Consider the following 19,353-nt stretch of genomic DNA (forward strand, 5'->3'; position numbering starts at 1 on the left):
ATTGTCCTAATTACTCGTCTTCGATTGAGTTTAGGTACTCTTCTGCGTCTTTTAGGTTGTCTAGCTCAGATGCATCCGACATCTTCACTTTAACGATCCAGCCACCTTCGTACGGCTCTTCGTTGATTAGCTCTGGGCTGTCTTCCAACTCTTCGTTGATTTCTACGATTTCACCTGTGATTGGTGCGTAGATGTCAGACGCTGCTTTTACAGACTCAACGAGTGAGAAGCTTTCACCAGCTTCGATTTCGTCTTCTGCCTCAGGTAGGTCAACGAATACTACGTCACCTAGCATCTCTTGAGCGTGCGCAGAAATACCGATAGTTACTGTGCCGTCACCGTTGTCACGTACCCACTCGTGGCTTTCTGCAAACTTCAGTGTGTTGTCCATTGCTTAATCTCCAAATATAAATTTGATTTAAATTGTTTATTGGTAAAGAGGGAAACGACCGCAAAGTGCTTTCACTTCTTTGCGCACGCGTTGTTCCACTTCAGCGTTGCCTTCTGGGTTTTCTACTAACCCGTCCAGTACATCGCCAATCCAATTACCGATGAGTTTGAATTCTTCTTCGCCAAAGCCGCGGCTAGTTCCCGCAGGTGTACCCAAACGGATACCCGATGTAATCATAGGCTTCTCTGAATCGAATGGGATGCCATTTTTGTTACATGTGATGCCTGCACGCTCTAGCGCCTCTTCTGTTGTGTTACCTTTCAAGCCCTTAGGACGAAGGTCAACCAACATTAGGTGCGTGTCTGTACCGCCAGTCACGATGTCACAACCGCGAGTTTGCAATACTTCCGCTAGAACTTTTGCGTTATTGATCACTGAATCGATATAAGTTGAAAACTCAGGGCCTAACGCTTCTCCGAACGCAACTGCTTTAGCGGCAATTACGTGCATCAGAGGGCCACCTTGAAGGCCTGGGAATACCGCCGAATTAATCTTCTTAATGATCTCTTCGTGGTTAGTTAGGATCATGCCGCCGCGTGGGCCGCGTAATGTTTTGTGTGTTGTCGTTGTAACAACGTGTGCGTGTGGCAGTGGGCTTGGGTGTGCACCAGTTGCGATAAGGCCAGCGATGTGCGCCATATCAACCATCAAGATTGCACCGACTTCATCTGCGATTTCACGGAACTTAGCGAAGTCGATAACGCGTGGGATTGCACTACCCCCTGCAATTATCATTTTTGGCTTGTGCTCTACTGCTAGGGCACGTACGTCTTCGTAGTTGATTTCAAGTGTGTCACGGTCAACGCCGTATTGAACAGCATTAAACCATTTACCTGATAGAGCAGGGCGAGCACCGTGAGTTAGGTGGCCACCTGCATCTAGCGACATACCTAGGATAGTGTCCCCCGGTTGTAGTAGGGCAAGTTTTACTGCGCCGTTTGCTTGAGCGCCAGAATGAGGTTGAACGTTTGCGTATTCGCATTGAAACAATTGTTTAGCGCGTTCGATAGCAATCGCCTCTACCGTGTCTACGTGTTCACAACCACCGTAATAGCGGCGACCTGGATAGCCTTCTGCGTACTTGTTGGTTAGGCATGTGCCTTGTGCTTGCATTACCGCTTTAGACACAATGTTCTCAGAAGCGATAAGCTCAATCTGTTCATTTTGACGAGTGAACTCGGCTTGGATTCCAGCGAATACAGCGTCGTCTGTAGCAGCAAGGTTAGTAGAGAAAAAGTTCTCTAGGCTGTGATTTTGAAACGGTTTGTTCATGGTAGATGACCTTCCATTCATGCCAACGAGATTTTTTGTAGGGTAATAGTTCTCGTCAGTTTTAATTTATTACTGCTCTTCTCTTACGTAAGAACAGGCGAATTTCCTGCCCCAAAACTGCGGGGAAAAACGAATCCGAATGTTAAATTCATCAACTATCGAATTCGGAAATAACATCTCTACAACTAACAAGGCTGTAACATAGCGGTTGTCGCAAGAACAATCAACCAAAAATTTCCTATTGGAAACAAGGTTTCTATTTTTGTTAACAAGAGCACGGTTTATTTCTTGTGCACACCTTTCTTATAGGAAAGCCTTGGGGCACAATAAAAATGACACAGGAAGTAGTAGAAAAAGTAGAGGGAACCATGTCCGAAGATATCTTTGATGAGTACCCATCATTGACGTTGTCAAAAGAGTCGGTGGATGAAAACATCGAACCACTTAAGTTAGGGCAACGTATAAAAACCATTAGAGGAAAGCTTGGGATCACGCTAGAAGAAGCCAGTCAGCGTACAGGGTTGGCTCGTTCAACACTCAGCAAAATTGAGAACGAACAGATCTCTCCTACCTTCCAAGCAATGCAAAAACTCGCAATGGGTTTGCAAATTGATATGCCGCAACTGTTTGAACCGCCAAGGAAAAAGGTGGCAACAGGTCGTCGCGATATAACCAAAGCTAACCAAGGCAAACCTCACCCAACACCGACGTATGAGCATGAGCTGCTAGCGACGCAGCTTTCTAATAAAAAAATGATGCCGTTCAAAAGTCAGGTACATGCAAGAAACTTTGAAGAGTATGGCGACTGGGTTCGTCACGATGGTGAAGAGTTCCTACTGATTCTTTCTGGCTCGGTGATGTTCTACTCAGAGTTCTATGAGCCGGTAGAAATGAGCGAAGGTGATAGTGTTTATTATGATGCTAATATGGGGCACATGCTGATTTCGACCAGTGAGCAAGATGCACACATTTTATGGGTGACTGCTAAATAAAGTAACAAAGTTGTAAATTTCACATAAGAAAAGCAAACGTTTGCTTTTGTTGTTTTGATGAGTACAATAGCGCCTTCTTGGATGTTTGATGTTCAAGATGGCGCTATTTTTTTATCTGTCATAATGTGAATATGATGTTAAGTGTCACATTTTGAACTGTTCTCACCTTGTTAATAGTGCAAATTCTCCCCACTCGTGTTTATTATTGGAAACAAGGTTTCCTGAATGGAAAACGAACCTGATCAAACGGAGACAATGATGACTCAAGAATTACTGAAAACACCGCTGCATGCCCTACACGTAGAAGCAGGCGCGAAGATGGTTCCATTCGCTGGCTACGACATGCCAGTACAATACAAGCTAGGCGTAAAGAAAGAGCACCTGCATACGCGTGACGCTGCGGGTCTTTTTGATGTGTCGCATATGGGGCAACTTCGTCTACACGGTGAAGGCGCAGCTGCGTTTTTAGAATCTTTAGTTCCTGTAGATATTATTGACCTTCCTCAAGGCAACCAGCGCTACGCTTTCTTTACTAACGAAGAAGGCGGCATTATGGATGACTTGATGGTGGCAAACCTGGGCGACCATCTTTTTGTTGTCGTTAATGCTGCATGTAAAGAACAAGACATCAACCACCTAGAAGCGCATCTACCTTCAGGTGTTGAGCTTGAGATTATCGACGACCGCGCATTGTTAGCACTACAAGGGCCAAAAGCGGTAGACGTACTAAAACGCTTTAACGCTGACGTTGCCGACATGCTATTTATGGATGTGAAGAAGCTAGACATTCTAGGTGTTGAATGTGTGGTTAGCCGCAGTGGTTACACGGGCGAAGATGGTTACGAGATTTCAGTGCCAAATTCACATGCAGAAGAGTTGGCGCAAAAACTGACGGCTGAAGAAGAGGTAGAGTGGATTGGTCTTGGTGCGCGTGATTCATTACGTTTAGAGTGTGGACTATGCCTATACGGTCATGACCTTGATACGACAACTACGCCAGTTGAAGCAAGCCTTCTATGGGGTATTCAGAAAATTCGTCGCATTGGTGGCGAGCGTGAAGGTGGCTTCCCTGGTGCAGATATCATCCTTAAGCAGATCGAAACTAAAGATGTTTCTCGTAAGCGCGTTGGTCTAGTTGGCCAAACGAAGGCTCCTGTACGTGAAGGTGCTGAGTTGTTTGACGCAGAAGATAACAAGATCGGTGTCGTGACGAGTGGTACTGCGGGTCCAAATGCAGGTAAGCCAGTTTCAATGGCCTATGTACGCGCGGACTTAGCTGCAATTGGTACTGAAGTGTTTGCTGATGTTCGTGGTAAAAAGCTAGCGATGACGGTAGAGAAAATGCCGTTCGTTCCTCAGAGATACTACCGCGGTTAATAAATCGTCAAAACTCATTATACAGTATGGCGATCTGTAACTTTTTGTGCTAAAACCTCTCTATGAGAGGTTTTTTTGTGCGTGTAATTCGTACATATGATTGGATTCGTTACAAGGTAGTATTATGAAAAGTATTCCAGTTCTACTGGCCTCAGTTTGGGCATTTCAAGCTCAAGGTGTCGAGGTCACTCCATATATTGTTAATGGTACAAATATTAGCGCGTCCACTCATCCATCCTTTGTGAGCCTATTTTACGATAGGATCGACTATGACGGGGTCTATGCATCTTCACCGTATTGCGGAGGCACGTTATTGTCAGACAGTTATGTCTTAACAGCTGCACACTGCATCTACGAAAGTTCGAGGTATCAACTTTTTACATCTGTGGTTCCTCAGTTGGAAAACGAGAGCGACTTCCCCAATTCCATTTTACAAAGAGTAATGGTTGAAGAGTTCTATTACCCAAGCTCGTATAACAACACCACTTTGTATGACGACATTGCCATCTTAAAATTGGCTAACCCTATTACCGCAGTTAATACGTATGCCGATCTTGCAGTGGCGAGTGATCAACCAACGTATCGCCAAGCATCTGAAACGTTTTATGCTGTCGGTCATGGCAATACTGAAAATGGCGTTGACTCCTCGGAACAGCTGCAAAGAACAGAGTTGAAATGGGTAGATAACGTCGCGTGTTCCATTTACTCATCTGACACGAGCGACAATTTGTGTATGACCGGGGCAGCAACAGTGATTTATGACAATGCAACCTGTCAGGGAGATTCAGGCGGTCCACTTTATTGGAATGGCAAGCAAGTTGGCATCACCAGTTTTGGTCCTCAAACATGTGGTGATCCAGCCGTTACGCCAAACTCTGTCTTCACCGAAGTGGCGATTTCCAAACACAGTGACTGGATTAACTCAGTTTTAAACGGTAATGAGACTCCTAAACTGACCGTTTCAGAATCTGACCGAACCGCTTCAATAGGCGGAACCGCATCTTCTGATAGCAGTGGTGACAGTGGGGGAACGCTTGGTTTTCTTGCGTTGTCACTGCTCGGGTTCATCGGTTGGAGAAGAAAGTCAGCATAAACTTATAGCAAGTAATTTAGTCTATAAATTCAGATAATAGACTAAACTAAAGATCGGTTCTTTGCGGATATGTTGCTATGTCTAAAGTTTACTGGTCTTTACCTTTCTTGCTATTTTTTTCTTCAAGTTACGCTGTCGAGCCTACGCCATTCATTGTTAATGGCGCGACAGCGAATATTGCAAATTACCCCTCTTTCGCTAGCCTCTTTTACCGATCTAATACTTTATATAGCCGTTCCCCTTATTGTGGAGCGACGATGATCAACGATCAATTTGCCCTAACTGCTGCGCATTGTATCTATGGTGATGATGACTTAATGCTGAATACTGTCGTTGTGCCTCAACTTGAAGACGAGAGTAACTTTCTTTCGGCTGAACAAGCCCAAGCAACGGCTTTTTATTATCCCGATACATACGACGACTCATCGGCGACGTTATGGCGTGATGATATCGCCATAATCAAACTTGAAACCCGGCTCAGTGTTGGCGATTACAGGTCGTTATTGAATACGAGTGCGAATGATACATTCTCTGACTCTGATGAGTTTAAAGCTGTCGGGCATGGGTATATTGAAGGCAATGTTGCGGGGGGGACATTGCTTCTAGATGCAGCGTTGACATATACAAGCACAGAATCTTGCCAGCAAAGTTACGGCAGCAACCTGACAAGCAAACAGCTCTGCTTTGAAGGTGAGTTGCAAGGAAGTTATAGAAACTCGACGTGCAGTGGTGATTCTGGAGGCCCAGTGTACTGGTATAGCGGAGGTCAATATATTCAAGTAGGGGTTACCAGTTTCGGCCCTGCGACATGTGGCGACATTAACTTCCCAATTACCTCAGTATTCACCGATGTTTATGACTACCAAAATTGGATTGCTCGGGTGATAAATGGTCTGGAGCAGCCTAAAGCGTACGTTGTAGAAACGGATGGAATAAGAAGCTTAGTTACCAACTCCGCTACTTACACAGCTCCGGAAACGGTAACCTCAAGCGGTGGCAGTGGAGGGGGGCTTTCAATCAATCACAGCCTTGTTTTGTTTCTACTACTTTTAGTCAGGTTAATACAGCTACCGAGCGCTTTAACACCTAGATCCTACGTTTCTTACAAATGAGAAATAATGGCTAAGATAATGATTAAATTGCATCTTTTTGCTTATTGTTATGATTGCTCCTTAAACAACATGTTGACTATTTGTAACTAAACGATAGTTTTAAGGCATCGATTAGATATGCAAGGGTGCTCATCATGATGAATAGTAACGTTTACCAAATTTCTCTGATTTCAGATGTCAGTATGCAATCTAAATTGCTCAAGGATTCTCTGGAAAAAGGCCTAGAGTTGAGCGTTAATATTGTGTCATCTGAGACGCTCAAAAGTATGGAAACGAGTGGTGCTGATCTAGATAGCCTAGTGCTTATCGATTATCACTATCTTGATGATGACAAGTTTGATAACTACAACAGCGTTAAGAACCAAACTAATACCTCGATAAAAGAAGTTGTGTTCAACTGTCCGGTTGATGCTCCTTCAAGCCAACTGTTTAAATGGCGTAATCTTGTCGGTGTATTTTATCTTGATGATGAACTGCCTCTGCTTCTCAAAGGCATGGATAAAATCATGAATGATGAGATGTGGCTTTCTAGAAAAGTGGCACAAGATTACATTGAGCATTTCCGCTGTGCCAATACGGTAACAACCTCTCAAGCTTATGCCAATTTGACCAAGCGTGAAAAAGAGATTATGCGATTGTTGGGTCACGGTGCATCAAATATTCAGATTGCAGATGAACTGTTCGTCAGTGAGAACACAGTTAAAACGCACCTCCATAATATCTTTAAAAAGATCAACGCTAAGAATCGCTTGCAAGCTCTGCTTTGGGCTAACAACAATATTTCTTTGGAAGAGCGGGTTTAATAGTCACTAGACTGATTTCATTTTGAAACTTAGCTAAAAAAAGGTCTGACAGTAATGTCAGACCTTTTTTGCTTGGAACGGTGAGATTAAAATACGCAGTGCTTAGCGTAACTGGTTGCTTCGTTCGCGCTCCAGTCACCTTTCGGTTTATCTTCTAAATCGCTACACCACTCAGTGCTGCCAATAGCATCTTGTAGAACGCAATGCTTGGCGTAGTCTAAAGCGTCTTGAGCGTTCCACTCACTCTTGGGTTTTTCAGTCATGTTGTCACACCAACCTTGAGTGCCAACTTCATCTTTACACGCACTCAGTGCGAGTAAAGCAAACAGTGCTAACGAAACTTTTTTCATTTTCTTTTCCCATATTTCTTTGCCGCAACTATACCGAAAAACGATCGGTTTGTGGGCAACTAAACACTTAAAACAGGATAAAACGGCATATCGAAACGTTTCGATGGGTGAGCTGAGTCACTTTACGCTGGTAATATCCACCGGCAAAGAGGATCAAATTCACACTCTATAAAATGAGGGTTCGAAATCCGTGACTGAATGACTATTATGCTATCGAAACGTTTCGATGAGTTTTTTCTCAATAAGAAGAGCAATGAAGAACTTCCAGAACTCATCAAAGTAAAAACGTGTATTCGATAGGTCGATGAAATGAAAAAAAGTACCCTAATAAATTCAGAACTCTCTTACTTAGTGGCAACGCTTGGTCACACTGATGAAATTACGATTTGTGATGCAGGCTTACCGATTCCAGATGCGGTTCAGCGTATTGATTTAGCGCTAACTCATGGTGTGCCGTCTTTCTTAGACACTGTAAAAGTGATTTTAAGCGAGTCTCAGATCGAAGGTGTGGTTATCGCGGAAGAATTTGCGTCGGTTAGCCCAGACCACCACAAAGCGTTGGTTGACTTGATTGAGGCTGAGCGAGCGTTGAGTGGTAAGGCTATTTCGATTCAATACGTCTCACACGAAACGTTTAAGTCACGCACGAACAACAGCCGAGCAGTCGTTCGCACCGGTGAATGTACTCCTTATGCGAATGTGATTTTCCAAGCTGGCGTCGTTTTTTAAACCCACAACGATTGAGGATTGACTATGACTCAAGCCATTTTACAGCTGAGTTCGATTGAGAAAGCTTTTCCGGGCGTTAAAGCTCTGGACAAGGCAAGCCTCAATGTTTACCCAGGTCGCGTTATGGCCTTGATGGGAGAGAACGGCGCGGGTAAATCGACCTTAATGAAAGTGCTGACAGGGATTTATTCCAAAGATGCTGGCTCTATTCATTATCAAAGCAAAGAAGCTGCTTTCAAGGGACCTAGAGACTCTCAAGAGGCAGGCATCAGCATTATTCACCAAGAGCTGAACTTAATCCCTGAACTGACTATCGCTGAGAATATCTTTTTAGGTCGAGAGTTTACCAACGCTTTCGGTGGCATCCAATGGGGCAAGATGTACGACGAGGCCGATAAATTACTGGCTCGACTGAATGTTAAACACAGCTCGAAAACCTTACTTGGTGATTTAAGCCTCGGTGAGCAGCAGATGGTGGAAATCGCCAAAGCGCTCTCATTCGAATCGAAAGTCATCATTATGGATGAGCCTACTGACGCCCTAACGGATACTGAAACAGAATCACTATTTAAGGTGATTAACGAATTGCGCGACCAAGGCTGTGGCATCGTTTATATCTCGCACCGATTGAAAGAGATCTTCGAGATTTGCGACGATATTACCGTGCTTCGTGATGGTAAGTTTATCGGTCAGTGCGAAGTAGCAGAAACCGATGAAGATGGCTTAATCGAGATGATGGTGGGCCGCAAGCTAGACGAGCAATACCCGCGTATCGATGTAACACACGGTGAGACCTGCCTGAAAGTGGTCGGTCTAACGGGCTCTGGTGTTCACGATGTTAGCTTTTCACTCAAACGCGGTGAAATTCTAGGTATCTCAGGTTTGATGGGCGCAGGCCGCACAGAGTTGATGAAAGTCATTTACGGTGCGTTGCCAAGTGAACGTGGCGTGATCAATCTAGACAATAAAACCATTAACCCTGTTAGCCCGCAAGATGGTCTAGCCAATGGTATCGCCTACATCTCTGAAGACCGAAAAGGTGATGGCCTTGTGCTTGGATTATCGGTGAAAGAGAACATGTCTCTATGTGCTCTAGATAAGCTGACAAAAGGTGGCCGAATTCAGCATGGCGACGAAGTCATGGCAGTTGAAGACTTTATCAAGCTGTTCAACATTAAAACGCCAACTAGGGATCAAATCATCGGTAACCTGTCCGGTGGTAATCAACAGAAAGTCGCCATTGCAAAAGGGCTGATGACCAAACCTAAAGTATTGATTCTTGATGAGCCGACTCGCGGTGTCGATGTTGGTGCAAAGAAAGAGATCTATCAGTTGATTAACAAATTCAAAGCCGACGGCATGAGCATCATCTTAGTTTCATCTGAGATGCCAGAAGTGCTTGGCATGAGTGACCGTATCCTAGTGATGCATGAAGGTCGAATTAGCGGCGAGTTTGATGCCAAAGACGCCGATCAAGAAAAACTACTCGCCTGTGCCGTAGGCAAAAAGATTAACGAGGAAGCAGCATGAGTACCAATACCATGAGCAAACCAAATGATTCACACAGCAAGAAGCTGTTCAGCAAAGAGTGGTTGATTGAGCAAAAATCGCTGATCGCACTCCTGTTTTTAATCGTCGTCGTGTCATTCTTAAACCCAAATTTTTTCACTGTCGACAACATCTTAAACATCCTGCGTCAAACTTCGGTTAACGCCATTATCGCCGTGGGTATGACACTGGTTATCTTAACCGCAGGCATCGATCTAAGTGTGGGCTCGGTTCTCGCGCTATGTGGTGCTTTTGCTGCAAGCTTGATAGCGATGGAAGTGCCAGTACTCATTGCCGTCCCTACCGCCTTGCTTGCGGGTGCTGCTTTGGGCGCGATCAGCGGCATTATTATTGCCAAAGGTAAGGTACAAGCCTTTATCGCGACGCTAGTAACGATGACGCTGCTGCGTGGTGTCACCATGGTATACACCGATGGTCGTCCAATCTCGACTGGCTTTACAGATACAGCCGACGCATTCGCATGGTTCGGTACAGGTTACGCACTGGGTATTCCCGTTCCTGTTTGGCTGATGGTGATTGTATTTGCTGCTGTTTGGTACGTACTTAACCATACTCGCTTTGGTCGTTACGTATACGCACTGGGTGGCAACGAATCAGCGACTCGCCTATCAGGCATTAACGTTGACCGCGTGAAAATTGGTGTTTACGCAATCTGTGGTCTTCTAGCGGCGCTAGCGGGCATCATTGTGACTTCTCGTTTGTCCTCTGCTCAGCCAACGGCGGGTATGGGCTATGAGCTAGACGCTATCGCGGCGGTGGTTCTGGGCGGTACCAGCTTAATGGGCGGTAAAGGTCGAATCATGGGCACATTGATTGGCGCACTGATTATTGGCTTCCTAAACAATGCACTCAACCTACTCGATGTTTCTTCCTACTACCAAATGATCGCAAAAGCAGTGGTAATCCTTCTTGCGGTTTTAGTAGACAACAAAAACAAGTAATTCATAAAAATAGGGTCAGGCAAACGACTTGGCCCACCCTACACAAGGACTGAGAAAATGAAAAAACTCGCAACTCTTATCTCTGCAGCACTACTTTCTTCAACCGTATCTGTGTCAGCGCAGGCACAAGACACAATGGCAATCGTATTGTCTACGCTAAACAACCCATTCTTTGTAACCATGAAAGATGGCGCGGAAGCGAAAGCACAAGAGTTAGGCTACAACTTGATTGTTCTGGATTCTCAGAATGACCCAAGCAAAGAGCTATCGAACATTGAAGATCTGACGATTCGCGGTGTAAAAGCGATCCTGATTAACCCAACGGATTCAGACGCGGTATCTAACGCGATTCGCATGGCAAACCGTTCAAATATCCCTGTACTGACGCTAGACCGTGGTGCAAGCCGTGGAGACGTAGTAAGCCACATCGCATCAGACAACGTTGTTGGTGGTGAAATGGCAGGTAACTACATCGTTGAGAAAGTGGGTATGAAAGCGAAGGTTATCCAACTAGAAGGTATCGCAGGTACGTCTGCGGCTCGTGAACGTGGTGAAGGTTTCATGAATGCGGTTAAAGGCAGCGAAATGGACGTTCTTGCTAGCCAGCCAGCAGATTTCGACCGTACTAAAGGTCTAAACGTAATGGAGAACCTGTTAGCTGCTAATCCAGATGTGCAAGCCGTATTTGCTCAGAATGATGAAATGGCATTAGGCGCACTACGTGCAGTACAAGCATCAGGTAAAGATGTGATGATCGTTGGCTTTGATGGTACAGACGACGGCATTGCAGCGGTTAACCGCGGTAAGCTTTCTGCAACGATTGCTCAGCAACCCGATCTAATTGGTGCACTTGGCATTGAAACGGCGGACAAAGTGTTGAAAGGCGCTCAAGTTGAAGAGTACATCCCAGTACCTCTAAAAGTAATCGCTAAGTAATCGCAACTCATTTTGTCCTTCTCCCCGTTTATATCTGTCGTTTAGGGGAGAAGGGCGAATAGCCATGAGTTTTGCTGCAAAGCTCATCGCTATTCTTCCTGTTCAAATGTATAAGGGCTCATGAGAGCCGAGGATAACCGTATGAATAAGTTAGTGGTTTTAGGTAGTGTTAACGCTGACCATGTTCTTCAAGTGCCTTCTTTTCCTCGCCCGGGCGAGACGTTGCATGGTCGAAACTATCAAGTTATTCCTGGTGGTAAAGGGGCGAATCAAGCGGTTGCCGCTGCTCGCCTGAAAGCGGATATTGGGTTTATCGCCTGTGTGGGTGATGATGCGTTTGGCATCAATATCCGTGAAAACTTCAAAATGGACAATATGGATATCGCTGGTGTGAAAATGCAGCCAAATTGCCCAACCGGAATTGCAATGATTCAGGTCTCTGACAGCGGTGAAAACAGCATTTGTATATCCGCTGAAGCCAATGCAAAACTGACAGCAGAAGCGATCGAAGGTGATCTTGAACGCATTCGCCAAGCCAATTACCTTCTGATGCAACTCGAAACCCCTATCTGTGGTATCGAAAAAGCAGCGCAAGTGGCGAAAGAGGCACGCACCAACGTGATTTTAAACCCTGCACCGGCACGTGAATTGTCTGATGAACTGCTTTCATGTGTCGATGTCATTACACCCAATGAGACCGAAGCTGAAGTGTTGACAGGTGTGACGGTGACAGACAATGAAAGTGCGCAAGAAGCGGCGAATGCACTGCACCGTAAAGGCATCGAAATTGTGATGATTACATTAGGTGCAAAAGGGGTGTGGTTGAGCCAAAATGGTCGAGGGGAGCTTATTTCGGGCTTTAAAGTCGATGCGACCGATACAACTGCGGCGGGCGATACGTTTAATGGGGCACTCGTCACTGGTTTGCTAGAGGATTTACCTTTAGAATCAGCGATTAAGTTTGCTCATGCAGCGGCGGCAATCTCAGTGACACGATTTGGTGCACAGACATCAATCCCAACGAGAGAAGAAGTTGATGCATTCCTAGCCGAGCACAACAATTAGCCGTTATAGGGAGATAATGACATGGCTACAATGAAAGACATTGCCAAATTAGCAGGTGTATCGACGTCTACCGTTAGTCATGTCATCAATAAATCTCGCTTTGTCAGTGAAGAGATCTCTGAGCGCGTCAACAAAGCCGCTCGAGAGCTTAACTACCGCCCATCTGCATTGGCGCGTAGCCTCAAAGTCAACCGCACGAAAACCATCGGTATGCTCGTCACCACCTCAACGAATCCATTTTTCGGTGAAGTGGTGAAAGGGGTAGAGCGCAGCTGTTACCATCAAGGTTATAACCTCATCTTATGTAACACCGAAGGCGACAACGAACGCATGCGCGGTTCAATAGATACCCTATTGCAAAAGCGTGTCGATGGGTTAATTTTAATGTGCTCATCCCTTGAAGGTGAACGCATTGATGTGTTCGAACAATACCCAGACATCCCTGTTGTGGTGATGGATTGGGGCCCAATGCTATTTACGAGCGATAAAATCCAAGACAACTCTCTACGTGGTGGCTATCTGGCGGCAAAGCATTTGATCGATAATGGTCATAAAGATATTGGGTGTATTACCGGCCCGCTGATTAAACACCAAGCACAAATGCGTTATGAGGGTTACAAGCGTGCCCTCATTGAAGCGCAGCTCTCTTTCCATGCAGACTGGATAGTTGAATCTGATTTCGAATGTGAAGGGGGCTATGAAGCCTTTAATCGCATGTACGAAAAAGGGCCACTTCCAAGTTCTATTTTTGTTTGTAACGATATGATGGCAATGGGTGTGATCAATGCGGCTCACGAAAAAGGGATCAAGATCCCTGAAGACCTCTCAATCATCGGTTACGACGATATCCACATAGCGAAATTTATGACGCCGTCGCTCACTACCATCCACCAACCCAAATATCGCCTAGGCAAAGCCGCTGTTGAAGCATTACTCAATAAGGTTGAGGGAAGAGAAACCGACGCACAAGTGGTTCAGCTAGAGCCTACATTGGTGAGTAGAAATACAATAAAGGTTCTAAAATAACATAAAGAATGGCGTATTGTTGTTCGTCCGATTCTAATTTATAATTACAGGTTCTCGTCCTGTATTTATAAAGAAAGTCATCAGTGTTTCGATTCCTAAAGCTGTTTTTCATCCTGATCGTTGTTTTCTTTCTGCTTTCTATCTACCTTTTTCGTCCATTTTCTAGTACTGCCCACTTTCCTGAGAAAGAGGGAGAACTCAAGCCTTTTGAGCCGGACTCTTTAGTTTCTAAAACTGACTATGGTCGTGAACTTGTCGATTTGCGCAATCTATCCCGCAGTCAACCAAAACAAGCTTTAGCTCGGTTGAGTATTCTTCACTCCCAACTTTGGCGTTTAGAGCAGCCGATAGAAACGGCCTATCGCTATATGGTCATGGTAAATATCTCTTTGCATACAGAAGATAATACGCGCGTAACGTATTACACCCGACTTCTGTTAGAACTTGCGCAAAAAGAGAATATTGAATGGATATTAGCCAGCGCATTAGTGGAGCAAAGTATTGAACATGCCAAGCATGGTGAAGCAGCTGTGGGTTTGGAGAAAATCGTCATTGCTGAAGAGATCGCTCTCCGTATTCGGTATGAGCAGTTGTTGGTTAAAATCTATAATACCGCGGGTGCGCTTCACACTGAAGTGAGTGATTTCGTCGCCGCACAAAACTACTTTCATCGCGGTATTGAGCTAGGTAAACACTACCCTGAGCACATATACAACAGCAAGCTTCTAAGCAATATGGGCTTTCTCTATGTTCAGCTAGAAGAGTGGCAACAAGCTCGCTCTTTTTTTGACCAAGCACTCAAAGCATATCAACAGAATAATTTAGTTGAGAGTGGTGTGCCGTTGATTATGTATGGCAACCTGGTTTATATCCACTACCGCCTTGGAGAGCCAATTGGAGCGAGAGAGGCATATGAACGTTTACTCGACTATTACAGTGATGTTGCACCTACACGTCAAAAGCTGATTAAGATCAAGGCTCTAGCACATGTCGAGAAAGCTGAAGTCCAATACGATAAGGCGCTAGAAACTGCAAAGTTGTGTATCAAAAATGCAGACTCAGAACTGTTTCCTTCTGAACATGGGCAATGTTTGTTGCTTCAGGGGGAGATTGCTTTGTTACTTGGGGAGACAGAAAAGGCCGTATCATTAGGACAAGAAGCTCAGGTACTTTTTGAAAGGATCGGAGCTCGAAACTGGTTGATTGCCGTGTATCGCTTTTTGTCTGATGCTTATGATGCCCAAGGTGAGTCGCAATTGGCATTGGATATGTACAAACGCTACTACGAGAATGAGAAAGAGTTGTTGTTTGATCGACGACAGAGCGAGCTCTATCTCGTCGAAGAAAAATTCGCTAATAACCAGCTTGTCCAAGAGCGTGACCTGTTAGATGCGCAGCAGCAACTCAGCCAACTTAATCTTGATAAAGAACAGCTACGAAATCGTGTATTACTCATTATGTCTTTTGCGTGTTTTGGGCTGTTGGTGTACGTAATCAATCGTTCGACACAATACCAACGCAGAAACAAAGAACTTTGTACCATCTCAAGCACTGACCCTCTGACGGGCCTAAAAAATCGGCGATATTATAAGCAGTGGATTGAAGAGCAAATGCAGAATGAGCGTATGTATACATTGGTTGTTGTCGATCTTGATTACTTTAAGTCGATTAATGATGAGCATGGTCATGATGTGGGTGATGAAATATTGATTGAAACAGCAAGTCGATTAAGAGCTTCGACTCCAAGTGGCAGTCAAATCATTCGCTGGGGTGGGGAGGAGTTCACCTGTTTGATGCCATACTCAATCAGGTTTGAAAATGATTTAGAAGCCGTCAGACAGTCGATATGCGCTCAACCGATGAAAACGCGAGTCGGCGCAATTAATACCAGCATAACGCTTGGTGCAGTCGGGCCAATACAAGCTAAACAGCTTAGTCAAAACAGCGACCACTTTTTACAAGCAGACAAAGCCTTGTATCAAGGCAAAAGTGAAGGTCGCAATCGCGTTATCTTTAAACACGTCGCTTAGTCTTTGCTCTTGATGCCGTATGAGCAGATTGTTGCTGCTTGTGCTAAACCTTTAGTATGAGTACATATAAGAGCGTCTGACATAAAATATGGAACTTTTCGCAGATCAGAGAAAACAAGATAACCCGATAAAGGTATCGGGGACTCAAGCAAAGTCCCTGTCGCCTTGGAGTGTGTTACTGGTTGATGACGATGAGCAGATGCATCAAGTCACCAAACTCGCGCTTTCCGGTTTTACTTTTGATGGTCGACCGTTAAAACTCATTTCTGCTTACTCAGCTAGCCAAGCCAAACAATTGTACCAAGAGTATGATGATATCGCCTTGGCACTGGTTGATGTCGTGATGGAGACGGAACATGCTGGTCTTGAGCTAGTGAAATACCTTCGCGAAGAGATAAACAACAACCTTATTCGAGTCGTGCTTCGGACAGGCCAAGCAGGTCAGGCGCCTGAAGATACGGTCATACGCGAATATGAGATTGATGATTACAAAGAGAAGACCGAGCTCACCACCCAAAAGCTTAAAACACTGCTCTATTCAATGCTCCGCTCATACCGTGATTTGTGCTTGATTGAAGCGCAAAAAACTGGGTTGAAAAAGGTGATCGAATCTTCAGCGAAGGTACAAAATACGACAACCCTTCAGGCGTACGCCGCCGCTGTATTAGAACAGCTCACTTCTTTACTTCAGTTAGAGAAATCCGCTTTTTACTGCGTGGTTAAGCCGCGACCTGATGGTGAGGCCTCACGAGCGTTAACGCTTGCCGCAACGGGCGAATACGTAGACTGTTACACCGAATGTGCATTTGAAAAGCTTCCTGAAGAGGTCTCTTCGCGTTGCAAACAAGTACTAAAACAGCGCTACTCGCAACATTTTGGTGATGCCTTTATTTTGTATACCACCGACGAACAGGGCGCTGACAGTCTACTTTATGTCAATTTCCATCAAGTACTTTCTGAACTAGACGTTCAATTGCTGGAAATTTACATGCAAAATATAGGACTGACGTTTGAGAATCTGAGTCTATTACTGGACATAAAAGAGACCTCCAAAGAGTTGGTCTATAGCCTTGCCAATGCAGTAGAAGCGCGTAGTCGTGAAACTGGGGCTCATGTCCAACGGGTATCACTATTTTGTGAGAAGCTCGCGTTGCTCTATGGCTTGACCGCTGACCAAGCGACCATGCTGAAACATGCGGCACCGCTGCACGATGTAGGCAAAGTCGCGGTGCCTGACTCTATCCTTCACAAGCCAGGAAAGCTGGATGCAGAGGAATGGGAAATCATGAGAAAGCATGTCGACTATGGCGTGGAGATTTTAGAGCAGTCCAAACGCCGTTTGATCGTCATGGCAAAAGAGGTGGCGGCGTACCATCATGAAAAGTGGGATGGCAGTGGCTACCCAAATGGACTTGCGGGAGAACAAATTCCCATCTTTGGCCGTATTGCTACGCTTGCCGATGTCTTTGATGCACTGGGTTCAAAGCGCAGTTACAAAGAGCCTTGGAGTGACGAACAAATCAAGCAAGAGATCTTATCTCAGAAAGGACTACACTTTGAACCCAAGCTAGTAGATCTACTGATTGACCATTGGGATGAGTTCCTGCAGATTCGCGCGTCACTGCCGGACTAGTCGTACGCAGAATAAGTCATTGACCCAGAACGATGTAAATCTTAATCAATGGGGAGTTTTTGTGGCAATGACAATTGAAAGTGAACCCCTTTGCTTACCTCAGACTCAAATAGCAGTTCACCTTTCAGTTTCTGCTTCACGAGATTAAACACTAGGTTTAGTCCTAACCCTGACCCGCCTGAGCCACGCTTTGTGGTGTAAAAAGGTTCGAAAATTTTCTGCTGTGATTCGCTCGGTACACCGCACCCGTTGTCTTTATATTCAACAATGATTGACTCATTCTCTTGCCTAAATTGAATCGAAATTTCGGCCGAGCTCCCTGCTTCGAATGCGTGATTAACACTGTTCATAATGAGGTTTGAGATCACTTGCGTGAGCACGCCAGGCAAGCTGTTCATGGTCAATAATGGATCGCCTTCTAATACTGGCACGACTGGGACTTTTCGTGTTTCTGGGTGCAGACTCGCCACTAAGGCATCGAGCGTCTGATGAATATTGAATTGGCTGCGACTTTCCGATACTTGATCAACGGCCGTTTGTTTAAAGTCACGAATAAGCTTAGCGGCACGGTTCAAGTTATGTTCTAACATCGTGCTACTGTCCGACAGTCGTGACATTAAGGATTGAAATTGATCGGTCGTCAGTGTTTGTTCGTTAAACGCTTTGTTGGCCTCTTCTGTCAGATCTTTGATAACGGATGTGGCCGTTACTGCAATACCTAAGGGAGTATTTACCTCATGTGCAATCCCAGCAACCAACCCACCGAGAGCGGCAAGTTTTTCGGACTCTATTAGCTGCTCCTGCGTTTGTTGTAACTGCTGCATGCTGCGTTCTAGGTCGCGTGTTCGAGTCTCTACGGTTTGTTCTAGGTTTTGGTTGAGTTGTTCTATCTCGATCTGGGTCAGCTTGAGCTCGGTGATATTAATCGCTGTGCCTCGAAAGCCAAAGAACGCGCCCTGTTCATATCGTGCTTTGGCTTTGAAAAGTAAATAGTGCGGCTTGTCTTTGAGTGTGATTTTCTCCTCACACATGGAAATATCATAGTGATTGCTTATCTTCGTATGGAGCGTCGCACAGTGTGATAGTGCGTCGATGGCAGTCAGTAGCGGTTTGGTGTCTGTTTCAATCTTGAGTGCAGAGCGCATGCTTTCAGAGCAGTAAATTAAACGACCATCTGCGTCCGTTTCCCACAACCAGTCTGAAGAGATATGAGCAAACTCAGCTAAGCGCTCTCGTTCTTGCTTTATGTTGTCGTAGAGCAGCGTCACATTACTGGTTATCTTGTTGGTTTCATCGGCAAGCCAATCGAGCTCGTCCTCTTTTTCGGCTATCCAAGCGTTATGTTCAAGCTCTAATGGGTCGGCAGGGTGGCGAGGGTTGTATTTGCGCAGATAGCGGGCAATAGAGAATATTCGTCGATTAATACTTTTATGAAAAACCATCAGTACAAGAAAACAGACGAGCAGGGTTTTAACGGCATTAAGCGCTAAGGTATAGACCGCTTGCCAAATAAGGTATTGATAAATCTCGTTAGCATCGGACTGAACTTGGATTTGGCCTATCTGCTCGACGCGAGTGGTATTAGGGTGATGGTAAACAAGTGGGTATTGCTTGGTGATTGCACGTTCGGTAATTTCCGTTCCAGCTTCAAACGTGTATTCGCCACTTTCAATACGTAGGTAATCGACTCTGGGTAAGTTAACCAATCCATCAATTTCTTGCTGAAGTGCTAAAAGATCAAACTCCCATAAAGACGTCGCCAGTAAGGGGGCGTGAATATCGCGTATTTCGACTTGGCGCTGCTTAACGGTATTGAACTCTTTCTTATAGTCCCACGAAAGCTGCAACAATGTGGTGAATAGAGTAATTGCGCCACTGAGAAGGATCATGATTAGTATGATCCGTCGACCTATACGACTGTAGAAGGGATTGTTTTGGCTCTCTTCGATCTTTTGAGTTCGGCTCATAAGGCTC

At 45.1% G+C, this 19,353-nt stretch carries 17 protein-coding genes; 13 read left to right on the forward strand and 4 right to left on the reverse strand.

The window, feature by feature from the left end; genetic code table 11:
* Nucleotides 1-10: 10 nt before the first annotated feature.
* Nucleotides 11-391: a glycine cleavage system protein GcvH gene (gcvH, locus tag F0231_RS03470; protein WP_171758314.1), complete on the reverse strand. Its 381-nt coding sequence runs from the start codon at nt 389-391 to the stop codon at nt 11-13.
* Nucleotides 392-427: 36 nt separating this feature from the next.
* On the reverse strand, nt 428-1,723 hold the full coding sequence (locus F0231_RS03475; RefSeq protein ID WP_171758315.1) for a serine hydroxymethyltransferase: 1,296 nt from the start codon (nt 1,721-1,723) through the stop codon (nt 428-430).
* Nucleotides 1,724-2,091: 368 nt separating this feature from the next.
* Here F0231_RS03475 and F0231_RS03480 point away from each other — a divergent pair, with 368 nt between their 5' ends.
* The 5 genes from F0231_RS03480 to F0231_RS03500 all read left to right on the forward strand — a co-directional run bounded on the left by F0231_RS03480 (nt 2,092) and on the right by F0231_RS03500 (nt 7,100).
* Nucleotides 2,092-2,715 carry a helix-turn-helix domain-containing protein gene (locus F0231_RS03480; protein ID WP_171758423.1) on the forward strand — a complete coding sequence of 208 codons (624 nt, stop codon included), beginning with the start codon at nt 2,092-2,094 and terminating at the stop codon, nt 2,713-2,715.
* A gap of 258 nt (nt 2,716-2,973) precedes the next feature.
* Nucleotides 2,974-4,092, forward strand: coding sequence for a glycine cleavage system aminomethyltransferase GcvT (gcvT, locus tag F0231_RS03485; protein WP_171758424.1), 1,119 nt, complete (start codon nt 2,974-2,976; stop codon nt 4,090-4,092).
* Between the two features lie 124 nt (nt 4,093-4,216).
* Nucleotides 4,217-5,185, forward strand: coding sequence for a VPDSG-CTERM sorting domain-containing protein (locus F0231_RS03490; protein WP_171758316.1), 969 nt, complete (start codon nt 4,217-4,219; stop codon nt 5,183-5,185).
* Between the two features lie 77 nt (nt 5,186-5,262).
* Nucleotides 5,263-6,297, forward strand: a complete 1,035-nt coding sequence (locus F0231_RS03495; RefSeq protein ID WP_171758317.1) for a trypsin-like serine protease — start codon at nt 5,263-5,265, stop codon at nt 6,295-6,297.
* A gap of 134 nt (nt 6,298-6,431) precedes the next feature.
* Nucleotides 6,432-7,100, forward strand: coding sequence for a LuxR C-terminal-related transcriptional regulator (locus F0231_RS03500; RefSeq protein WP_171758318.1), 669 nt, complete (start codon nt 6,432-6,434; stop codon nt 7,098-7,100).
* Between the two features lie 86 nt (nt 7,101-7,186).
* On the opposite strand, the gene F0231_RS03505 is transcribed toward F0231_RS03500, so the two are convergent.
* The gene (locus F0231_RS03505; protein WP_171758319.1) at nt 7,187-7,450 is read right to left on the reverse strand and encodes a DUF3012 domain-containing protein; all 264 of its coding nucleotides are present in this window, start codon (nt 7,448-7,450) and stop codon (nt 7,187-7,189) included.
* A 309-nt stretch (nt 7,451-7,759) separates the two neighbouring features.
* Here F0231_RS03505 and rbsD point away from each other — a divergent pair, with 309 nt between their 5' ends.
* The 8 genes from rbsD to F0231_RS03545 all read left to right on the forward strand — a co-directional run bounded on the left by rbsD (nt 7,760) and on the right by F0231_RS03545 (nt 17,379).
* Nucleotides 7,760-8,179, forward strand: a complete 420-nt coding sequence (rbsD, locus tag F0231_RS03510) for a D-ribose pyranase (protein ID WP_171758320.1) — start codon at nt 7,760-7,762, stop codon at nt 8,177-8,179.
* Nucleotides 8,180-8,203: 24 nt separating this feature from the next.
* Nucleotides 8,204-9,709, forward strand: a complete 1,506-nt coding sequence (gene rbsA / locus F0231_RS03515; RefSeq protein WP_171758321.1) for a ribose ABC transporter ATP-binding protein RbsA — start codon at nt 8,204-8,206, stop codon at nt 9,707-9,709.
* A complete protein-coding gene (gene rbsC, locus F0231_RS03520; RefSeq protein ID WP_171758322.1) occupies nt 9,706-10,689 on the forward strand; it encodes a ribose ABC transporter permease in 984 nt (327 codons plus the stop codon). Before rbsA ends, rbsC begins: the two co-directional genes overlap by 4 nt.
* 57 nt (nt 10,690-10,746) lie before the next feature.
* A complete protein-coding gene (gene rbsB, locus F0231_RS03525; RefSeq protein ID WP_171758323.1) occupies nt 10,747-11,625 on the forward strand; it encodes a ribose ABC transporter substrate-binding protein RbsB in 879 nt (292 codons plus the stop codon).
* A 141-nt stretch (nt 11,626-11,766) separates the two neighbouring features.
* A complete protein-coding gene (rbsK, locus tag F0231_RS03530) occupies nt 11,767-12,690 on the forward strand; it encodes a ribokinase (RefSeq protein WP_171758324.1) in 924 nt (307 codons plus the stop codon).
* A gap of 21 nt (nt 12,691-12,711) precedes the next feature.
* Complete coding sequence (locus F0231_RS03535) at nt 12,712-13,716, forward strand: substrate-binding domain-containing protein (protein ID WP_171758325.1); 1,005 nt, start codon at nt 12,712-12,714, stop codon at nt 13,714-13,716.
* Nucleotides 13,717-13,799: 83 nt separating this feature from the next.
* Nucleotides 13,800-15,746 carry a diguanylate cyclase gene (locus tag F0231_RS21215; RefSeq protein ID WP_171758326.1) on the forward strand — a complete coding sequence of 649 codons (1,947 nt, stop codon included), beginning with the start codon at nt 13,800-13,802 and terminating at the stop codon, nt 15,744-15,746.
* A gap of 88 nt (nt 15,747-15,834) precedes the next feature.
* Nucleotides 15,835-17,379: a DUF3369 domain-containing protein gene (locus F0231_RS03545; protein ID WP_171758327.1), complete on the forward strand. Its 1,545-nt coding sequence runs from the start codon at nt 15,835-15,837 to the stop codon at nt 17,377-17,379.
* A 41-nt stretch (nt 17,380-17,420) separates the two neighbouring features.
* Here F0231_RS03545 and F0231_RS03550 read toward each other — a convergent pair whose 3' ends face one another.
* The gene (locus F0231_RS03550) at nt 17,421-19,346 is read right to left on the reverse strand and encodes an ATP-binding protein (RefSeq protein ID WP_171758328.1); all 1,926 of its coding nucleotides are present in this window, start codon (nt 19,344-19,346) and stop codon (nt 17,421-17,423) included.
* Nucleotides 19,347-19,353 lie beyond the last annotated feature (7 nt).

Origin of the sequence: Vibrio sp. RE86, from assembly GCF_013114545.1 — a bacterium.
Classification (GTDB): Bacteria; Pseudomonadota; Gammaproteobacteria; order Enterobacterales; family Vibrionaceae; genus Vibrio.